15 protein-coding genes are annotated in these 20,027 nt (G+C 70.3%); 12 read left to right on the plus strand and 3 right to left on the minus strand.

The features are described from left to right. Positions 1 to 379 precede the first annotated feature (379 nt). The 4 genes from ACFYZB_RS28635 to ACFYZB_RS28650 all read left to right on the plus strand — a co-directional run bounded on the left by ACFYZB_RS28635 (position 380) and on the right by ACFYZB_RS28650 (position 7,001). Entirely contained in the window at positions 380 to 1,846 is a 1,467-nt protein-coding gene (locus ACFYZB_RS28635) for a diaminobutyrate--2-oxoglutarate transaminase family protein (protein WP_388763583.1), read from the plus strand. Between the two features lie 176 nt (positions 1,847 to 2,022). Further along, a complete protein-coding gene (locus ACFYZB_RS28640; RefSeq protein WP_388763585.1) occupies positions 2,023 to 3,978 on the plus strand; it encodes an IucA/IucC family protein in 1,956 nt (651 codons plus the stop codon). 67 nt (positions 3,979 to 4,045) lie between these two features. Beyond that, positions 4,046 to 4,840: a GNAT family N-acetyltransferase gene (locus ACFYZB_RS28645; RefSeq protein WP_388763587.1), complete on the plus strand. Its 795-nt coding sequence runs from the start codon at positions 4,046 to 4,048 to the stop codon at positions 4,838 to 4,840. Between the two features lie 169 nt (positions 4,841 to 5,009). Then, complete coding sequence (locus tag ACFYZB_RS28650) at positions 5,010 to 7,001, plus strand: ATP-dependent DNA helicase (RefSeq protein ID WP_388763588.1); 1,992 nt, start codon at positions 5,010 to 5,012, stop codon at positions 6,999 to 7,001. A 150-nt stretch (positions 7,002 to 7,151) separates the two neighbouring features. On the opposite strand, the gene lexA is transcribed toward ACFYZB_RS28650, so the two are convergent. Then, complete coding sequence (gene lexA / locus ACFYZB_RS28655; RefSeq protein ID WP_055710152.1) at positions 7,152 to 7,931, minus strand: transcriptional repressor LexA; 780 nt, start codon at positions 7,929 to 7,931, stop codon at positions 7,152 to 7,154. Between the two features lie 576 nt (positions 7,932 to 8,507). Between lexA and nrdR the strand changes: the two genes are divergently transcribed. Both nrdR and ACFYZB_RS28665 read left to right on the plus strand, forming a co-directional pair. Beyond that, the gene (gene nrdR, locus ACFYZB_RS28660) at positions 8,508 to 9,059 is read left to right on the plus strand and encodes a transcriptional regulator NrdR (RefSeq protein ID WP_388763590.1); all 552 of its coding nucleotides are present in this window, start codon (positions 8,508 to 8,510) and stop codon (positions 9,057 to 9,059) included. A 164-nt stretch (positions 9,060 to 9,223) separates the two neighbouring features. Continuing rightward, positions 9,224 to 12,118, plus strand: a complete 2,895-nt coding sequence (locus tag ACFYZB_RS28665) for a vitamin B12-dependent ribonucleotide reductase (RefSeq protein WP_351209008.1) — start codon at positions 9,224 to 9,226, stop codon at positions 12,116 to 12,118. A gap of 68 nt (positions 12,119 to 12,186) precedes the next feature. On the opposite strand, the gene ACFYZB_RS28670 is transcribed toward ACFYZB_RS28665, so the two are convergent. Continuing rightward, positions 12,187 to 12,723, minus strand: coding sequence for a TerD family protein (locus tag ACFYZB_RS28670; RefSeq protein ID WP_351209007.1), 537 nt, complete (start codon positions 12,721 to 12,723; stop codon positions 12,187 to 12,189). 155 nt (positions 12,724 to 12,878) lie between these two features. Here ACFYZB_RS28670 and ACFYZB_RS28675 point away from each other — a divergent pair, with 155 nt between their 5' ends. From ACFYZB_RS28675 to ACFYZB_RS28685, 3 genes are all read left to right on the plus strand, one after another. Next, the gene (locus ACFYZB_RS28675) at positions 12,879 to 13,484 is read left to right on the plus strand and encodes a YdbC family protein (RefSeq protein ID WP_388763592.1); all 606 of its coding nucleotides are present in this window, start codon (positions 12,879 to 12,881) and stop codon (positions 13,482 to 13,484) included. A gap of 152 nt (positions 13,485 to 13,636) precedes the next feature. Continuing rightward, a complete protein-coding gene (locus tag ACFYZB_RS28680) occupies positions 13,637 to 14,320 on the plus strand; it encodes a histidine phosphatase family protein (RefSeq protein WP_388763593.1) in 684 nt (227 codons plus the stop codon). Further along, on the plus strand, positions 14,310 to 15,215 hold the full coding sequence (locus ACFYZB_RS28685; protein WP_388763594.1) for an ADP-ribosylglycohydrolase family protein: 906 nt from the start codon (positions 14,310 to 14,312) through the stop codon (positions 15,213 to 15,215). Before ACFYZB_RS28680 ends, ACFYZB_RS28685 begins: the two co-directional genes overlap by 11 nt. Before the next feature lie 359 nt (positions 15,216 to 15,574). Here the strand turns inward: ACFYZB_RS28685 and ACFYZB_RS28690 are convergent, their stop codons facing one another. Continuing rightward, positions 15,575 to 17,107, minus strand: coding sequence for a hypothetical protein (locus ACFYZB_RS28690; protein ID WP_388763596.1), 1,533 nt, complete (start codon positions 17,105 to 17,107; stop codon positions 15,575 to 15,577). Positions 17,108 to 17,303: 196 nt separating this feature from the next. Here ACFYZB_RS28690 and ACFYZB_RS28695 point away from each other — a divergent pair, with 196 nt between their 5' ends. The 3 genes from ACFYZB_RS28695 to ACFYZB_RS28705 all read left to right on the plus strand — a co-directional run bounded on the left by ACFYZB_RS28695 (position 17,304) and on the right by ACFYZB_RS28705 (position 20,004). Beyond that, positions 17,304 to 17,690, plus strand: a complete 387-nt coding sequence (locus ACFYZB_RS28695) for a hypothetical protein (protein ID WP_351209002.1) — start codon at positions 17,304 to 17,306, stop codon at positions 17,688 to 17,690. Between the two features lie 132 nt (positions 17,691 to 17,822). Beyond that, positions 17,823 to 18,317 carry a nucleotide exchange factor GrpE gene (locus tag ACFYZB_RS28700; protein WP_388763598.1) on the plus strand — a complete coding sequence of 165 codons (495 nt, stop codon included), beginning with the start codon at positions 17,823 to 17,825 and terminating at the stop codon, positions 18,315 to 18,317. Positions 18,318 to 18,429: 112 nt separating this feature from the next. Next, the gene (locus ACFYZB_RS28705; RefSeq protein WP_388763599.1) at positions 18,430 to 20,004 is read left to right on the plus strand and encodes an Hsp70 family protein; all 1,575 of its coding nucleotides are present in this window, start codon (positions 18,430 to 18,432) and stop codon (positions 20,002 to 20,004) included. Positions 20,005 to 20,027: the final 23 nt, after the last annotated feature.

The following is a 20,027-nucleotide window of genomic DNA, read 5'->3' on the forward strand; positions in this document are numbered from 1 at the left end:
AAGGTACTCGGCGCTTCGGCCCTGGCACCGGCCGAGAACTCATGGGGAGTTCATGCCGGTCTCACGACCGTCTAGGAACGGCATCACACACTATGCGCTCGCTGTGGGGGACTTCCGACGGAACGGCAACGGTTCGGCTACAAGCCGTCTGACCAGGTCAACCGTCTCCGGATTGCCCGATTTGACGTCCACTCACCGAGACGGCCCGCCAAGCTGCCGCCTCCCGGCACCGAGCCCGCCACCGTCCCGTCATGGCAATGATCTTGCACCAACCCGTAACCCGCCGAACGGTCCACGGTTGTAGCGGTGGGGGGCCGGATGCCTGCGCGCGGTCCCCGCGGATCAACTCGCCTCTGGACAGCGGGGAGGACAGCGAGCCGTGGCCGTTACGGAGTCGATGGCTGGAGGCCTGCACGGGGAAGCCCGTGCCGTGCACGAGGGGATCCTCAGGCGCCAGTCGGCGCGTGAATCCTCCGCCCGCACCTATGCCCGGGCCCTGCCCATCGTCCCGGTCCGGGCCCGAGGGCTCACCATCGAGGGCGCCGACGGCCGCCGCTACCTGGACTGCCTCTCCGGAGCCGGCACCCTCGCCCTCGGACACAACCATCCGGTCGTACTGGAAGCCATCCGCAGGGTCCTCGACTCCGGTGCTCCCCTCTCCGTCCTCGACCTGGCCACCCCGGTGAAGGACGCCTTCATCACCGAGCTGTTCCGTACCCTCCCGCCCGGCCTCGCCGACCGCGCCCGCGTCCAGTTCTGCGGCCCGGCCGGTACGGACGCCGTCGAGGCCGCCCTCAAACTGGTCCGGGCCGCGACCGGCCGCACCGGGATCCTCGCCTTCACCGGCGCCTACCACGGCATGACCGCCGGCGCCCTGGCCGCCTCCGGCGGAGCCCGTGACGTCCAGGTCGCCCGCCTGCCCTATCCACAGGACTACCGCTGCCCTTTCGGCGTCGGCGGACCGCGCGGCGCCGAACTCGCCGCCCGCTGGACCGAGTCCCTCCTCGACGATCCCAAGTCGGGCGTGCCCCTGCCCGCCGGGATGATCCTCGAACCCGTCCAGGGCGAGGGCGGGGTGATTCCCGGTCCCGACGGCTGGCTGCGCCGCATGCGGAAGCTCACGGCGGACCGGTCCATTCCGCTGATCGCGGACGAGATCCAGACCGGCGTCGGCAGGACGGGCGCCTTCTGGGCCGTCGACCACAGCGGCATCACCCCTGACGTGATGGTCCTGTCCAAGGCGATCGGCGGCAGCCTCCCGCTGGCCGTGATCGTCTACCGCGATGATCTCGACGTCTGGCAACCCGGCGCTCACGCGGGAACCTTCCGAGGCAACCAGCTTGCCATGGCCGCGGGCACCGCGACGCTCACCCATGTCCGGGAGAACGGCCTCGCCGAACGAGCGGCCGACCTCGGCTCCCGCATGCTGAACCAACTCCGCGAACTGGCCGACGCCTTCCCCTGCGTGGGCGAGGTGCGGGGGCGCGGACTGATGCTCGGGCTCGAGCTGGTGGACCCGACGGCCGCCGGACCCGGGCCCGTCGACCGCCCTTCCGACCAGCACGCCTGCGCCATGGATCAGGAGCCCTGCCACGCCCCGTATCCGGCCGCGCCCGAGCTCGCCGGGGCAGTACAGCGGGAGTGCCTCCAGCGCGGTTTGATCGTCGAGCTCGGCGGCCGCCACTCGGCCGTGGTCAGGCTGCTTCCACCGCTCACGATCAGCGAGGAGCAGGCCGCGGCCGTTCTCGACCGCCTGTCGGACGCGGTGGCCGCGGTCGCCCGCAGCCACGAGGAGCACGGCCCCCACCGTGGCAGACAGCACGGCTCCGCCCAGCGCGCGGGCTGAGGCCCGCACCCGCGATGCCCGCCCCTCGCATCCGGCACGAGCCTCCCCAACCCGTTCCTTGCCCATTCGGCTGCACCCCGTTCCAAGGACGTTCAGGCCGAACGGCCTCCCATGACACACCCACAGCCGGCTCGGCACGAGCCCAGCACCACCCCAGCCAGCCACGAGGAGCCGTCATGAACGCCACTCCCCCTCCCGACGGCAGCTCCGGCGCCCCCGACGAACAGGGCGACTCCGCCACCCCGGCCTCCGCCGTGCCGCTCGCCGAGGCCGTTCCCCAGCAGAAGAGGCGCACCGCGGACCTCACCCGAGTGACCGAGCCCGGCGCCGACCTGCTGGAACACCCCGACCCGCGGATCGCGGCACAGGCCGCCGCCGTGGAGAACCTGCTGCGGTGCTGGGTACGCGAGACCAACCTCGCCGCCCCCACCGGTGGCACCCTCAGCCTGCCGCTTCCGGCGAGCGGCACCTCGCTGCTCGTGCCCGTCCGCTACTGGTCGCCGACCGGCTCACACCGCTTCGGCCCGGCACGCCTGGCCGGGGCCCCTGACGCCGCCCCGGCCCTCGACGCCGTCACCCTGGCCGCGCTGCTCGCCCGGGAGACGTCCGGTGACACAGGCGGCACCTCCCGCGCCCAGACCTCCGGTGCAGCCGGCCCGCACGACGACGGCGATCTCGTGGCCAGGGTGGCGGACTCCCTCCGTCGCACCGCGACGTTCATCCGCGACCGGCGCGCACACCCCACCGATGCCCCCGACCTCTTCCTCTCCGCCGAGCAGGCCCTCCTTCTCGGACACCCCCTGCACCCCACCCCCAAGAGCCGGGAAGGGCTGACCGAGGCAGAAGCCCGCCTCTACTCACCGGAGCTGCGCGGCTCCTTTCCCCTGCACTGGATGGCCGTCGCCCCCTCTCTCCTCGCAACCGACTCGGCCTGGACCGAGCGCGGCCGCCCCGTCCCCGCCGACCACCTCACCCGGCGCCTCGCCGAAACCGACCTCCCTCTGCCCCACGGCCACGTCGCCCTGCCCCTGCACCCGTGGCAGGCCCGCGAGCTGCGGCATCGCGCACCCGTCGCCGCACTGCTCGACTCCGGTCTCCTCCGCGACCTCGGCCCCCTCGGCACCGGCTGGCATCCCACCTCCTCCGTACGCACGGTCCACCGAACCGACGGCCCCGCGATGCTCAAACTGTCGCTGGGCCTGCGCATCACCAACTCCCGCCGGGAGAACCTGCGCAAGGAACTCCATCGGGGAGTCGAGGTGCACCGGCTGCTGCGCACCGGCCTCGCCAAGCAGTGGCAGGCCGTACACCCCGGCTTCGACATCGTCCGCGACCCGGCCTGGCTCGCCGCCGACGACCCGGACGGCCGTCCCGTGCCCGGACTTGACGTGGTGATCCGGCACAACCCGTTCCGGCCGACCGACGACGTCGGCTGTGTCGCCGGACTCGTCTCACCCCGGCCCGTCCCCGAACCCGGAAGCGACCCATCGATCCACGAGACGGCATGGCCCATGCGCTCCCGGCTGGCCCGGCTCGTGGCGAGGCTCGCCGCACGCACCGGGCGGCCCGTCGGGGCCGTTGCCGCGGAGTGGTTCCTCCGCTACCTGGAGCACGTCGTCTGCCCCGTGCTCTGGCTGGACAGCGAGGCCGGCATCGCCCTCGAAGCCCACCAGCAGAACACCCTGCTCCTGCTCGACGACCACGGCTGGCCGGCCGGCGGCTACTACCGCGACAACCAGGGCTACTACTACCGCGAGTCCCGGCGAGCCGAACTGGACGCCCGGCTGCCCGGTATCGGTGAGCGCAGCGACACCTTCGTCTCGGACGAGGTCACCGACGAGCGCTTCGCCTACTACCTCGCCATCAACAACGTGCTGGGACTGATCGGTGCGTTCGGCTCCCAGCGCCTGGCCGACGAACGACTCCTGCTCGCCGCCTTCCGCCGGTTCCTCACCGACGTCGCCGCAGGACCCGACGCCCCGCGCACCTCCCTGCCCCGGCGCCTGCTCGACTCACCCGTGCTGCGCTGCAAGGCCAACCTGCTGACCCGGCTGCACGGGCTCGATGAACTCGTCGGCCCGGTCGACACCCAGTCCGTCTACGTCACCATCGCCAACCCCCTTCATTCCTGAACGAATCGACCTTCGCCCCGCACTTCCGAGGACCATGACCCACCTCGTCTCCTGAGAGGAGCGCACCATGCCTCCCACCGACGCGAACGCCGGCCCCGGTCCTGTCCGTCCGGGAGCCCGCGCCGACACGGGCGCCCACGAGCGCACCGTTGGCCCCCGAGCGGACAGCACGGGGATCCGGAGTGCCCCGTTCACCGGGTTCGCCATCGAGGACGACGAGGGGGACTGCGAGGACACGCTGGACCTGCATCTGCCCGCCGAGTTCCTGGCGTTCTTCACGGGAGGCGCGGCCTACCTCCTGGACCAGCTTCACACCTGGGGCCCGGTGATCACTGGTGTCGGCTCCTTCCACCTGGTTCCTGTCCGCATCGAGGAAGACCTGCCACTCGTCCATCGCTGGATGAACGACCCCGCCGTCGCGGAATTCTGGGAGCTGGCCGGCCCCCGGAACCGGACGGAGGACCACCTGCGCGCCCAGTTGGACGGCGACGGACGCAGCATGCCGTGTCTCGGTGTACTGGACGGCACACCGATGAGCTACTGGGAGATCTACCGGGCAGACCTGGATCCGCTGGCCCGCCACTACCCGGCCCGCCCGCACGACACGGGTATCCACCTCCTCGTCGGCGGAGCGGCGGATCGAGGGCGGGGGCTGGGATCCGCGCTGCTCCGAGCCGTGGCCGACCTGATCCTCGACCGGCGCCCCGCGTGCGCACGGGTCGTAGCGGAACCCGATCTTGGCAACACCCCCTCCGTCGCAGCGTTCCTGAGCGCCGGTTTCCGGTACGCGGACGAGCTCGACCTGCCCGGCAAGCGGGCCGCGCTCATGATCCGGGACCGAGCCCTGCGCGCTGTGCTGTAGCAATGCGTAACTGTGCGTACACATGTAGTACGAGGTGCGGGGCGCTGGAGTTCCCACGTTCCGACGAATTCTCGATGCGCACCTCCCCCAGGAGTCCGGCCGTGATCCCGCCCTCCCTCCCCCTCTTGACCGCCGGTCTGTCAGTGCCGGGCCGTAGGCTGGTCGGGCTATGACGAAGCCCTCACTCCCCGAACTCCTGCATGCCGCTGTCACCGCCGTCGGCGGCACGGAGCGTCCCGGCCAGGTGACCATGGCCGAAGCGGTCGCCGAGGCGATCGACGACGGATCCCACCTGCTGGTCCAGGCCGGCACCGGCACCGGGAAGTCGCTCGGCTATCTGGTGCCCGCGCTCGCGCACGGGGAAAGAGTGGTCGTCGCGACGGCCACCCTGGCACTCCAGCGCCAGCTCGTGGAACGCGACCTGCCGCGCACGGTCGACGCCCTGCACCCGCTGCTGCGCCGCCGCCCGGAGTTCGCGATGCTCAAGGGCCGGTCGAACTATCTCTGTCTGCACCGCCTGCACGAGGGCATGCCGCAGGACGAGGAGGACGGCCTCTTCGACCAGTTCGAGGCCGCCGCGCCCACCAGCAAGCTGGGCCAGGACCTCCTGCGGCTGCGGGACTGGTCGGACGAGACGGAGACGGGCGACCGGGACGACCTCACTCCGGGCGTGTCGGACCGCGCCTGGGCGCAGGTGTCGGTGTCGTCGCGGGAGTGCCTGGGCGCGTCGAAGTGCGCCTACGGCGCCGAGTGCTTCGCCGAGATGGCCCGCGAGCGCGCCAAGCTCGCCGAAGTCGTGGTCACGAACCACGCGCTGCTCGCCATCGACGCCATCGAGGGCGCGCCGGTGCTGCCCCAGCACGAGGTGCTGATCGTGGACGAGGCCCACGAACTGGTCTCCCGGGTCACCGGCGTCGCGACCGGCGAGCTCACGCCAGGCCAGGTCAACCGGGCGGTGCGGCGCGCCGCCAAACTGGTGAACGAGAAGGCCGCCGATCAGCTCCAGACCGCCGCCGAGGGCTTCGAGCGGCTGATGGAGCTGGCCCTGCCGGGCCGTCTGGAGGAGATCCCGGAGGACCTCGGCTATGCCCTGATGGCGCTGCGGGACGCCGCCCGGACGGTCATCTCCGCCATCGGTGCGACCCGCGACAAGTCGGTGCAGGACGAGGACGCTGTCCGCAAGCAGGCGCTGGCCTCGGTGGAGACGGTGCACGACGTGGCGGAGCGGGTCCTGAACGGCTCGGAGTGGGACGTCGTCTGGTACGAGCGGCACGATCGCTTCGGTGCGTCCCTGCGGGTCGCTCCCATGTCGGTGTCGGGCCTGCTCAGGGAGAAGCTCTTCGCCGACCGCGCCGTCGTGCTCACCTCCGCGACCCTCAAACTGGGCGGTGACTTCAACGGTGTCGGCGCGTCCCTGGGTCTGGGCCCCGAGGGCGCGGAGGGCGAGGACCTGCCGAAGTGGAAGGGTGTGGACGTCGGCTCGCCCTTCGACTACCGCAGGCAGGGCATCCTCTACGTCGCCAAGCACCTCTCGCGCCCCGCGCGTGACGGTGAGCGTTCCGACATGCTCGACGAGCTGACCGAACTCATCCAGGCGGCCGGTGGCCGGACCCTCGGGCTGTTCTCGTCCATGCGGGCCGCGCAGCTCGCCGCGGAGGAGCTGCGCTCGCGGATTCCCGAGTTCCCGATCCTGCTCCAGGGCGAGGAGACCCTCGGTGAGCTGATCAAGAACTTCGCGGCCGACCCGAGGACCTGCCTGTTCGGCACCCTGTCCCTGTGGCAGGGCGTCGACGTCCCCGGCCCGAACTGTCAGCTGGTCGTCATGGACAAGATCCCGTTCCCCCGTCCCGACGATCCGCTCATGAGTGCCCGCCAGAAGGCGGTGGAGGACGCGGGCGGCAATGGCTTCATGGCGGTGGCCGCCACCCATGCGGCCCTGCTCATGGCCCAGGGCGCCGGCCGGCTCGTCCGCGCGTCGGGGGACCGGGGCGTGGTCGCCGTACTGGACCAGCGGCTGGCCACGGCGCGGTACGGCGGCTATCTCAAGGCGTCACTGCCGGACTTCTGGTACACCACGGACCGTAATCAGGTGCGCAAGTCGCTCTCGGCGATCGACGCGGCGGCGAAGACGGTGGAAGCGGAGCAGGCCGAGGCGAAGTGATGGTGGGGTGGCTCGGCCGGTGCCGGTCGAGCCACCCGATGCGATCACGCTGGTGAGCCCCCTGGACACAGCAGGACCCCGGAACCGGCGCAGGGGTTCCGGGGCCCGGTCTGGGGGCGAGCCGGCCGTACGGCCCGCCCGCCGCAGGCGTCACACGCGCCGCAGCACCGCGACGACCTTGCCCAGAATGGTCGCGTCGTCGCCGGGGATCGGCTCGTAGGCCGCGTTGTGCGGGAGAAGCCAGACATGCCCGTCCTCGCGCTTGAAGCGCTTGACGGTGGCCTCGCCGTCGAGCATCGCTGCCACGATGTCGCCGTTCTCGGCGACCGGCTGGCGGCGGACGGTGACCCAGTCGCCGTCGCAGATCGCGGCTTCGATCATGGAGTCGCCGACGACCTTGAGGACGAACAGTTCACCGTCGCCGACGAGCTGGCGGGGGAGGGGGAAGACGTCCTCGACGGACTCCTCAGCGAGGATGGGGCCACCGGCGGCGATGCGGCCGACCAGCGGGACGTACGACGCGGCGGGCTTGCCGGCGGTGTCCGTGGGCTGCACGGTCACGGCCTGGTCCGAGCCGCGGACCTCGTACGCGCGCGGGCGGTGCGGGTCGCGGCGCAGGAAGCCCTTGCGCTCCAGCGCCATCAGCTGGTGTGCGACCGAGGAGGTGCTCGAGAGGCCGACGGCCTGGCCGATCTCCCGCATCGACGGCGGGTAACCGCGCCGCTGCACGGAGTCCCGGATGACTTCGATCACGCGGCGCTGGCGGTCGGTCAGTCCGGAGCTGTCCGCCCGGATGCCTGGAGGTCGGCCCGGCAGGGAGCGCTTGTGTCCCTCGGGATTCGTGGCTTCGTTCATCACGTGTACCGGCTCGACTCGTCCCTGGGAGCGGTCCTGGGCGGTGATGGTGGCACTGTCTGCGGTGGTGGTCACGTCGGCCCCTCTCGATGGTCTCCCTGCTGGACAACGGTAGTTGCTTTCGAAAGGTTGCGCCAAACACACGTTCGAGTGAAAAAGTGCGATTCACCTGACGCGATCATGTGTCTGGGTGTATTGCCAACGCACCACCTGGCGGCCAAAAGCGCCCATTGTTGTACTCTTCGCCGCTGGGATTGCCGACCTCGTGGGTCGCCACACCAGTCTGCCATCCGGAACCTGCTCGTCCGGGCTCCGGGTCCCTTCTGTGCCGGAGTCCCACGTCTCCTCCGTGCGGCGCCCACGGTATCTCCGTAAGCCCCACAGCGATACGCCTCTGCGTCCGCGTGTCTCCGCGGCCTCCGGACGGGGCGTCCGCAGGTCGGGCCTCTGCTTTCCCTCCTCGCGACACGCGAGTTGGCCTCGATGTATGAGCCAATCCCCACATCTAGTGGTTGGATGGCGGCACTGGCCCAGAAGTTGTGGTCCCCCCGGTCCGAGGTGGCTCCACGATCGCCTATGCTTAGGGCTGCTTCGCGGGGCTCATGTGGCCCAGTGGGGTTGTTGAGTCTGCTGTGAGGAGGGTTGGAGATCATGCACTGCCCCTTCTGCAGGCACCCCGACAGCCGTGTGGTCGACAGTCGTACGACCGACGACGGCACGTCGATCCGCAGGCGCCGCCAGTGCCCCGACTGCTCCCGTCGTTTCACGACCGTGGAGACCTGCTCGCTCATGGTGGTCAAGCGGTCCGGGGTCACCGAGCCCTTCAGTCGTACCAAGGTCATCAACGGCGTGCGCAAGGCATGCCAGGGACGGCCTGTCACCGAGGACGCACTCGCCCAGCTCGGCCAGCGGGTCGAGGAGGCGGTGCGGGCCACCGGAAGCGCCGAGCTGACCACCCACGACGTGGGGCTGGCCATACTCGGCCCGTTGCAGGAGCTCGACCTCGTCGCCTATCTGCGATTCGCCTCCGTCTACCGGGCGTTCGACTCGCTCGAGGACTTCGAGGCCGCCATCGCGGAGCTGAGGGAGGCGACGCGAGGCCCCGCCGCGGACGAGGAAGACGCGGGAGCGGGGAGCCAGGAAGACGAATGCGGGCCCGGCGGGACCACTGAGGTCCCCGTGCCCGCCCGCGCCGCCGACTGACCGGCGGGCCGGGAACCGGGGGAGAGCCGGGTTCCGGCCGCCAGGCGGCGACCGAAGACCTGTTGCGGGTGGCAGCTGAGGGTGCCCGCAACACAAGACAGAACACCGTGCCACGGGAACAAACGGGGCACTTCAGGGCGTTTTTGCCCGTACAGGGAGGCGGCATGACAGAGACGGCGAGCGGTCCGGCACGAGGTTCCCGAGCCAAGGGCGCCAAGGCCACCAAGGGGCTGCGTATCGAGCGCATCCACACCACCCCCGGCGTACACCCGTACGACGAGGTCTCGTGGGAGCGCCGTGACGTCGTCATGACCAACTGGCGCGACGGCTCGGTCAATTTCGAGCAGCGTGGCGTCGAGTTCCCCGACTTCTGGTCGGTGAACGCGGTCAACATCGTCACCAGCAAGTACTTCCGCGGTGCCGTCGGCACCCCGCAGCGCGAGACCAGCCTCAAGCAGCTGATCGACCGCATCGTCAAGACGTACCGGAAGGCCGGCGAGGACCACAGGTACTTCGCCTCGCCCGCCGACGCCGAGATCTTCGAGCACGAGCTGGCCTACGCCCTCCTGCACCAGATCTTCAGCTTCAACAGCCCCGTCTGGTTCAACGTGGGCACCCCGCAGCCCCAGCAGGTCTCCGCCTGCTTCATCCTGTCCGTCGACGACTCCATGGAGTCGATCCTCGACTGGTACAAGGAAGAGGGCATGATCTTCAAGGGCGGCTCCGGCGCCGGCCTGAACCTCTCCCGCATCCGCTCCTCCAAGGAGCTGCTCTCCTCCGGCGGCAACGCCTCCGGTCCCGTCTCCTTCATGCGCGGCGCCGACGCCTCCGCCGGCACCATCAAGTCCGGTGGTGCCACCCGCCGCGCCGCCAAGATGGTCGTGCTCGACGTCGACCACCCCGACATCGAGGACTTCATCGAGACCAAGGTCAAGGAGGAGGAGAAGATCCGCGTCCTGCGTGACGCGGGCTTCGACATGGACCTGGGCGGCGACGACATCACCTCCGTCCAGTACCAGAACGCCAACAACTCGGTCCGTGTGAACGACGAGTTCATGAAGGCGGTCGAGGACGGCGGCCAGTTCGGCCTGCGTGCCCGTATGACCGGCGAGGTCATCGAGGAGGTCGACGCCAAGGCGCTGTTCCGCAAGATCGCCGAGGCCGCCTGGGCCTGCGCCGACCCGGGCATCCAGTACGACGACACCATCAACACCTGGCACACCTGCCCCGAGTCCGGCCGGATCACCGCGTCGAACCCGTGCAGCGAGTACATGCACCTGGACAACACGTCCTGCAACCTGGCCTCGCTGAACCTGATGAAGTTCCTGAAGGACGACGGCAAGGGCAACCAGTCCTTCGAGACCGAGCGCTTCCAGAAGGTCGTCGAGCTGGTCATCACCGCGATGGACATCTCGATCTGCTTCGCGGACTTCCCGACCCAGAAGATCGGCGAGAACACGCGCGCGTTCCGCCAGCTCGGCATCGGCTACGCCAACCTCGGCGCCCTGCTGATGGCCACCGGCCACGCCTACGACTCCGACGGCGGCCGCGCCCTCGCCGGCGCCATCACCTCCCTGATGACGGGCACGGCCTACCGCCGCTCCGCCGAGCTCGCCGCGGTCGTCGGCCCGTACGACGGCTACGCCCGCAACGCCGGCGCCCACCAGCGCGTCATGGCGCAGCACGCCGACGCCAACGGCAAGGCCGTCCGCATGGACGACCTGGACACCCCGGTGTGGGCCGCCGCCACGGAGGCCTGGCAGGACGTCGTCCGCCTCGGCGAGAAGAACGGTTTCCGTAACTCCCAGGCGTCCGTCCTCGCCCCGACCGGCACCATCGGTCTCGCGATGTCCTGCGACACCACCGGTGTCGAGCCCGACCTGGCGCTGGTGAAGTTCAAGAAGCTGGTCGGCGGCGGCTCGATGCAGATCGTCAACGGCACCGTCCCGCAGGCCCTGCGCCGCCTGGGCTACCAGGAGGAGCAGATCGAGGCGATCGTCGCCCACATCGCCGAGCACGGCAATGTGATCGACGCCCCCGGCCTGAAGCACGAGCACTACGAGGTGTTCGACTGCGCCATGGGCGAGCGCGCCATTTCCCCGATGGGCCACGTCCGCATGATGGCCGCCATCCAGCCGTGGATCTCCGGCGCCATCTCCAAGACGGTCAACATGCCCGAGACGGCGACCGTCGAGGAGGTCGAGGAGATCTACTTCGAGGCCTGGAAGCTGGGCGTCAAGGCGCTCGCGATCTACCGCGACAACTGCAAGGTCGGCCAGCCGCTCTCCGCCAAGACCAAGGAGAAGGAGAAGGCCGAGGTCACCGAGAAGACCGAGGCGACCATCCGCGAGGCGGTCGAGAAGGTCATCGAGTACCGCCCCGTCCGCAAGCGCCTGCCCAAGGGCCGCCCGGGGATCACCACGTCCTTCACGGTCGGCGGCGCCGAGGGCTACATGACCGCCAACTCCTACCCGGACGACGGTCTCGGCGAGGTCTTCCTGAAGATGTCCAAGCAGGGCTCGACCCTCGCGGGCATGATGGACGCCTTCTCCATCGCCGTCTCCGTCGGTCTGCAGTACGGCGTGCCGCTGGAGACGTACGTCTCGAAGTTCACCAACATGCGCTTCGAGCCGGCCGGCATGACGGACGACCCGGACGTGCGGATGGCGCAGTCGATCGTCGACTACATCTTCCGCCGCCTGGCGCTGGACTTCCTGCCCTTCGAGACCCGCTCCGCGCTCGGCATCCACTCCGCCGAGGAGCGCCAGCGGCACCTGGAGACCGGTTCCTACGAACCGTCCGACGACGAGGTCGACGTCGAGGGCCTGGCCCAGTCGGCGCCGCGCGCCCAGGAGCTGAAGGCCGTCGCCACGCCGCGTGCCGAGGTCGAGGCGGCCAAGCCCGCCCCGAAGCAGGCCCACACCAGCGCCGAGCTGGTGGAGATGCAGCTGGGCATCCAGGCCGACGCCCCGCTGTGCTTCTCCTGCGGTACGAAGATGCAGCGGGCCGGTTCCTGCTACATCTGCGAGGGCTGCGGCTCCACCAGCGGCTGCAGCTGACGACGCGCGGATCGTGAAGTGAAGTAAGGGGCGCCGGCCAATGGCCGGCGCCCCTTACCGCTGCCGGACTACGGCTGCTGGGCCCTGCCCATGACCCGTGTGAAGGCGGCGGGGTCCTCCTCGAAGCCGTGCACGCCCGGCCGGAAGATCCACTCCCCGGAGGCGTCACGGACGAATTCCGCGATCGTGGCCGCCGTCGCCCCGAGGACCGAGCCGAAGTCGTCCTGGGCGAGCACGGTGTAGCGGTCCACCCGGATGCGCATGGCCGGATTCAGTACGTTGACGAACGTCCTGTGGCCGTACTGCTGTTGGATGACGACACCGACCACCACGCGCGCGTACCGGCCGTCCAGCCGGTCCAGCTCCAGCGTCATGACCTCGTCCCAGCCGAAGCCCCTGCCGTCGGTGCTGTCCCGGTTGAGGAAGATCGTGCCGTCCGGTGAACGGCTGTCGAAGTGCACGAGATAGGCCGGGGTCCCGTACGGATCGCCGGACACGAACGTGGCAGCGATGAGGTCGAGATCGGTGGGCGGCCGGCCCGCCGGACTGGGGTCCCACTTGAGCCCGACCTCGACCTTGCGGATTCCCTTGCTGACGCCGGTCAACAGGCTTCCCCTTCCCCCCAGTGGTTGCCTCACTCCCCAACTCCCGTTGCGGTCAGGGCTCTTTGTCCATCGTGCCACGCGCGCGGGGGCGCACGCGCGGGCGATCTCCGCCGGAGCGTGACCGACGCCACGCCCGGTGGCCTTACGATGGCGCGGTGCTGGTCAAGTGGATTCGCTGCACCGTGGTGGACCGCCGCGGCTTCGAGCGGGGGCAGCGGAAATGGGCGGGGCTTCTGGGGGAGCCGGGTTTCCGGGGGCAGGGCGGGGGCTGGAGCCGGCAGCGGCCGGGGGTGGCGCACATCTTCGCCTTCTGGGAGAGCCGTGCCTTCTACGACTCCTTCATGGCCCGCTCGCACGACCGCCTGGCGGCCGCCCAGTCCGGCACGTTCAAGGACGCGCAGGTCAAACTGTTCGAGTACCGCTTCGACGTGAAGACGGGCTTCGAGCCGCGGTTCACCGACACCGATCTGATCCGGGTGGCCCTGTGCCGGATCCACGAGGAGCGTGTCGAGCACTTCACGCTCATGCAGGAGAAGGTGTGGAACCCGGCGATGGCCGGTTCGCCCGGTATGATCCGCGGCATGTTCGCCGAGGCGCCCGGGCAGGAGTTCCTGGTTCTGTCGATGTGGCGGTCGGCGGCCGAGCACGGCAAGTACCGCACCGAGCGTGTGGAACGTCTCGCCCTGCGCGCCCAGACCGAGGCCGACGTCGCCGCGCTCTCCGGTGACATCGTGGACCTGGAGCCCCCCTGGACGGTCTGAGACCATCGTCGTACGTTTGAATAACAAACTCACTGCTGAACCTGCGGCTCGGCGCGTCGGGGGAAGGCCCTGGAGGCGGGATTCGTGTGACCTACGCCGTATGGGGCCCGTACGGGTGCTCGACTTTCCCTCGCTCGATCTAGGGTTTCGGCATGGCACGACCACGGCGCATCGTCCTTGTCCGGCACGGCGAGTCCACGGGCAACGTCGACGACTCCGTGTACGAGCGCGAGCCCGACCACGCCCTCGCGCTGACCGAGCGCGGCCGGCAGCAGGCGGAGGAGACCGGCAAGCGGCTCCGGGAGCTCTTCGGCCGGGAACGCGTGAGCGTGTACGTCTCCCCCTATCGCCGCACGCACGAGACACTCCGCGCCTTCCATCTCGACCCCGACCTCATACGGGTCCGCGAGGAGCCGAGGCTGCGCGAACAGGACTGGGGCAACTGGCAGGACCGCGACGACGTGCGCCTGCAGAAGGCCTACCGGGACGCGTACGGCCACTTCTTCTTCCGGTTCCCGCAGGGCGAGTCCGGCGCCGACGTGTACGACCGGGTCGGCGGCTTCCTGGAGAGCCTGTACCGCAGCTTCGAGGCCCCGGACCACCCGCCCAACGTCCTCCTGGTGACCCACGGACTGGCCATGCGACTGTTCTGCATGCGCTGGTTCCACTGGACGGTCGCGGAATTCGAGTCTCTGTCGAACCCCGGGAACGCCGAGGTGCGCATGCTCGTTCTCGGGGACGACGGCAAGTACACGCTCGACCGGCCTTTCGAACGCTGGCGTGAGCCGGTCCCTTACTGGGGTGAACGGATAGAGTGGCAGAGCGATGACCGCTGACTCCTCTTCCTCCGGGCGCCTGGAGCGCGCCCTGACGAGCCTGCGCGGACTGGCCGTGGGCGATGCCCTGGGCTCCCAGTTCTTCGTCCCGGCGAACTACCCCCTGCTCAAGCGACGTGAGCTGCCCGCGGGGCCCTGGCAGTGGACGGACGACACCGAGATGGCCTGTTCCGTGGTCGCCGTGCTGGCCGCCCACGGCCGCATCGACCAGGACGCACTGGCCCGCTCCTTCGCCGATCACCACGACTTCGACCGGGGTTACGGCCCCGCGGTCAACCGGCTGCTGAGGCTCGTCCGGGAGGGCGAGGACTGGCGCGAACTGGCCGCCGCACTGTTCAACGGACGGGGGTCCTGGGGCAACGGGGCGGCGATGCGCATCGCGCCCCTGGGCGCCTGGTACGCGGACGATCCGGAGCAGGCGACCCACCAGGCGGAGATCTCGGCCTACCCCACCCACCAGCACCGTGAGGCCGTCGTCGGCGCCATGGCCGTGGCCGCCGCGGCGGCGCTGGCCGGCTCGCCGGACGGCCCGCCCAGCCCCGAGGCGCTCCTCGACGGTGTCATCGCCCTGGTGCCGAAGAGCGCCGTGGGCCAGGGACTCCGGCGCGCCCGGGACATGCTCGACTACGGCGACGCGGGCACCGTCGCGGCGGTGCTGGGCTGCGGACGCCGTACGACCGCCCATGACACCGTTCCCTTCGCCCTGTGGTCGGCCGCGCGGAGCCTGGGTGACTTCGAGGCGGCCTTCTGGACGACGGCCGGGGTCGGCGGCGACGTGGACACCACCTGCTCGATCGTGGGCGGTGTACTCGCCTCCGGCAAGGCGGGGACACCGCCCGCCGAGTGGGTGGAACGCTCCGAAGCGCTGCCGGACTGGGTGCCGACCGGGCTCTGACGGGTCCTGCGGGTCCGACGCCCATGGCCGGAGCGCCATCCGGTCGTGCCTTGTGGCTCGTGGCCGGCGCCGGTGCGCTCCGCTCCCGGGCAGGCTGCCGAGGGCTCTCCGCGACGGGCGGGAACTCTCAGTGACCGCCTGCGCCAGAAGCCGTACCCGGTGGGCACCTTGCCCTCGGCGTCGGCGGGCACCCGCGTGAACGAGGCGTCCAGCCCTGCCTGACGCCGGTGAGACCAGCGGGTCTCCGGCCGCGGCGGCCCGGGCCGGAGTCCTTGAGGAGCAACCCGCGGGCGCCGCTTCACCCTTGGGAGCCGCAGGAACGGGGCGCCTCAGGGGGCGGCATCCGCGAACAGTGCTGCTCAGCTCACGGCGTACGCGTTGTACACCGTGGTCGTCGAGGTGTCGCCGTGGGTGTCGGTGACCGTCGAGCGCAGGCCGACGCGGCCGGAGACCGGGTTGTGGACGGCGATGGTCCAGTTGCCGCCGGACGGCGTCGCGCTGGCGGCGTGCCAGGTGGCGCCGTCATCGGTGGTGTACCAGGCGTGCACGGACTTCACGCTGTCCGGGAGCTGGCTCACTGTGCCGTCGTCCGTGCCGTTGCGCTGCATGCCGAGGACGACGGTCGTGGTTGACCCAGGAGCCGCCTGGTTCCTGGCGTTCAGCGCGTCGGGCCAGAACCGGGTGATGTAGTCCCGGATCTGGTCGTTCTTGCCGGGGTCCGCGTAGAAGTGCAGGCTGAGGCTGGAGGTGGTCGACAGTGAACCGGACGGCAGGCTGCGGCGGCCGACTTCACTGATCGTGTACCAGCCCGCATCGGGGATCCGCGGATGCGCGTCGATGCCGTCCGAGTGGGCGTAGGTGTGCGAGTAGAGCGTCCTGCCCGCGTGGGTCAGCGTCACGGTGCCGCCGGCCAGTGTCCCGCCGTCCGGGAGGGTCGGGTCGGCGAACGGGTTGATGGAACCGAAGTACAGCTGGTGGTACCAGGTGTTGGGCAGCCGCCCGCCGGGCCCCCAGACCGCGTGGCCGAGGGTCAGCGAGGTCGTCCTGCCGGCCACGTAGTTGTGGAACCCGTCGAAGACGAAGTCGTGGCTCTGCTGGCCCACCTCCCATTGGCCGGGCGGGAGGTGAGCGGTGAAGTAGTTGGGCAGCTCCCGCTGGAACCGGAGTGAGTTCGTGGACATCGAGCAGCTGTCGGTGCTCGTCGTCGCCTGGTAGTCGAACGAGAACCGCGCCTGTCCGCTGTCGGGGCCCGAACGGGCGGACAGCTTCAGGGCCGTCAGCCCGGACTGCTTGAGCGTCGCGGACATCCCGGACGGCACGCCGCCCGTGTGCGTGGCGGACGCCAGCCAGAAGTCCCCGCCGGTCGCCGATTGCGGCTGGTACGTGGTGCCGTAGGACAGCTCGTAGGCCCTGCTGCTCGTCGGGATGACGTACAGGTCACCCGCCGGCGCCGACGTGCCCATGGCGGCCGGGCCGTTGTCGGAGGTGCAGACGTACGCGCTGACCGTGTGGTCGTATCCGTTGCCCGGGTTCGGGCTGAGCGAGACGTCGACCGGGCGGCCCTGCCGGGCGTCGAACGTGGTCTTCGTGGGCCCGGAGACCGTCACACTGTGACCGCCGACGGTGACACGCTCGTCTCCGGTGTCACCGAAGGACGTGACGAGCTCGTAGCTGCCGTCGGGCAGCGAGGTCGCCTTGTTGCCCTCGATGATGCGGAAGTCGAACGTTCTCGGGTTGTAGACCTCCACTTGGGCGTAACTCGGTTTGCCGCTCCGGTCCAGCGTCGTGACCGTGAGCGACCCGGTGCCTGTGGCCGACGCCGTCGAGGCGCCGGCCAGGAGAAGTGACGCGAGTACGGTGACGACACTCGCGGCTGCTGTGGTTCGCCGCATCAAACCCCCCACAGGTGCGCGACAAAAAGTGAGTCACCGTAGCGCACGGGGGACACATCGCCATCACCGGCCTCCCGCCCATGGGACGTCAACCGTCCGGCGAGGGAGATCGGTTGTCCCGGATTCGGGTCTCCGTACGCCCACCGTGCCTTACGCTCGACCCACGACCTGTGCGTGGGAAAAGGTGGAGGGCCTCGTGGACCTGATTGCCCCCGAACTGCTCATGGCCCTGGCCAGCGGCACCGCGGGTGCGGCGGGGGAGCAGATCTGGACGTCTCTGCGGGATCTGGTCAGACGATGGCGTTCAGGAGCGGAGCAGAGCGGCGACCAGCGCGAGTTGACCGCCCTCGCCGAGGCGCCCGACAACCCGGAGCGTGCTGCCGAGCTGGCCGAGGTACTGGCTCGCCGTGCCCGGCAGGACCCCGCATTCGCCCAGGCTCTCGCGGCCTGGCGGCGGGAGGCCGAAGCCCTGGAGGGTACGCGGACCGGCACGGGCGATGTGCACAACACGATCTCCGGGGGCACCCAGAACACCGTCGTCCAGGCGCGGGACGTTCACGGGTCCATCAACCTCGGTGGCTGACGGGGTCGTTCACTGCCGGACGGCGCACGGGACGAGCGGGCGCCGACCGGGGAACGCGATGGTGACGGTCCGGCAGGCGACCGTGACGGGCTCCGCTGACGCGTCGTGCCCCGGTGGTCTACTGTGAGCGATGTGTCCGAACGAGTCGAACCCTGCGCACTCGCAAGTGAGTTCACTGCGGCGCTCGCTCGTCAGCAACAGCTCGCCGAGCGCCGCGAGGAGGTCGTCACCAGGCTGCACGACGAGGTCGAGCGGCTGCGCCGGGGCGAGATGGAGATGGCGCTCGACCTCGTGCGCCACTCCCTGATCCGGCTCCACGACCAGATCCTGCGCCAGGCGGAGCACGTCACCGCACCGCTCGGCGCCGAGGAGCTGCGTGCCCTGCTGACCGCGCTGGCCGACGAGGCGGCGGACACCGTGTCCAGGACCGGCGTGGAGCGGTACGTCCCCCGGCCCGGCGAGGCGTTCGACATGGCGTTGCAGCGTCCCGTGGGCCGCGTCGCCGCCGAAGGTCCCGAGGCGGACCGGACGGTGGCGCGCGTCGTGGCGGCCGGATTCGTCCAGGGGGAACGGGTCGTGCGCAAGGCCGACGTCGTGGTGTCCCGGTTCGAACCGGATGCCTCGTGAACACCTCCCTCTCCGGCGGGCCCACCGGGCACGACTCACCAGGACACAGGACAACCGACGAACAGCAGACGGGACGGGTGCGAGCGCGGCCGTCCCGGTGGCGGGAGACCGTATGGCCGTGTACGGCATCGACCTGGGAACCACCTACTCCTGCGTCGCACGGATCGACGACGTCGGCAGACCGGCCGTGCTGCGCAATCTCGAAGGGGCGGACACCACGCCGTCCGTCGTCTACTTCGAGAGCGCCGACAGCGTCGTCGTGGGACAGAGCGCGAAGGACGCCACCGTCCTCGACCCCGACCACGTGGTGCAGCTCATCAAGCGGGACATGGGCGATGTGGTGCCGCGCGAGTTCCACGGCCGCAGCTACACACCCGAGGAGATCTCCGCTCGCATCCTGCGCAAACTCGTGGAGGACGCGAAGGCCACCGGGGGCGAAGAGCCGCGCGACGTGGTGATCAGCGTGCCCGCCTACTTCGGGCTCGCCGAGCGGGACGCCACCCGCAAGGCGGGCGAGATCGCCGGCCTGCGCGTCCTCGACGTGGTGGCCGAGCCCGTCGCGGCGGCGCTCGACTACGGGTCCCTGGACGGAGACGAGGAGCGCGGGGACCGGGCCGTCCTCGTGTACGACCTGGGCGGCGGCACCTTCGACACCACCGTGCTCACCCTGCGCGGGCGCGAGCTGACCGTGCTGTGCACGGACGGTGCGAAGGAGCTGGGCGGCAGCGACTTCGACGACCGCATCGTCGTGCACCTGGTGGAGCGGTTCCGCGAGCGCTTCCCGGACGTCGACGACCCGCTGTCCGACCCCCAGTCCGAGACCCAGCTGCGCAAGGACGCCGAGGAGGCGAAGAAGGCGCTGTCCTTCCGGGAGCGCTACACCGTCCGCGTCATGCACCAGGGCCGGGTCGAAGCGGTGGAGCTGACCCGGCACAAGCTCCAGGAACTCACCGGCGACCTGCTCGACCGCACCATCGACATCACCCGCCGCACGGTCGAACTCGCCGCCGAGCGCGGGGTGTCGCACTTCGACGAGGTGCTGCTGGTCGGCGGCGCCACCAAGATGCCCGCGGTGGCGGAGGCCCTGCGCACCCAGTTCGGCTTCGAACCCAGGCTGCACAACCCGGACCTCGCGGTGGCCCGCGGCGCCGCGATCTACGCCCTGGACCGGGCCGCGTACATCGTCTCCAGCGGTGAACTCCCCGCGGACCAGGTGCCGGACGTGCCGGAGACGGGACTCACGCACCGCCCGTACCAGATCTCCACCGTGGCCTCGCGCGGCTACGGCATCCAGCTCCTGGAGCGGGCCACGGACCGGCACTACGTCTTCCACCTGGTGCACGCCAACGACCCCCTGCCCGCGTCGGTGACCGACGAGTTCTACACCACGCACGCGGGACAGCGCAGCGTGCGCATCCGCGTGATGGAGCAGGCGGGCGTGGAGGAGTCCGAGGAACTGGCACACAACACCTGTGTCGCCGAGGGGAACCTGGCCATTCCGCCGGGCAAACCCGAGAACTGGCCCATCCAGTGCGTCTACACGCTGGACTCCTCCGGACTCCTCGGCGTCACCGCCATCGAGAAGGAGAGCGGCGAGAAGCTCGAACTGACCGTGCAGATCGGGGGCATGACGCCCGACGCGGTCGCCACCGCGCGCGACGCTCTGAGCCGCCAGCGCTTCAGCTGACGCGGGGGAAGGACGGGGGACCA

It is taken from the genome of Streptomyces sp. NPDC001852, assembly GCF_042891825.1.
In the GTDB taxonomy this organism is placed as follows: domain Bacteria; phylum Actinomycetota; class Actinomycetes; order Streptomycetales; family Streptomycetaceae; genus Streptomyces.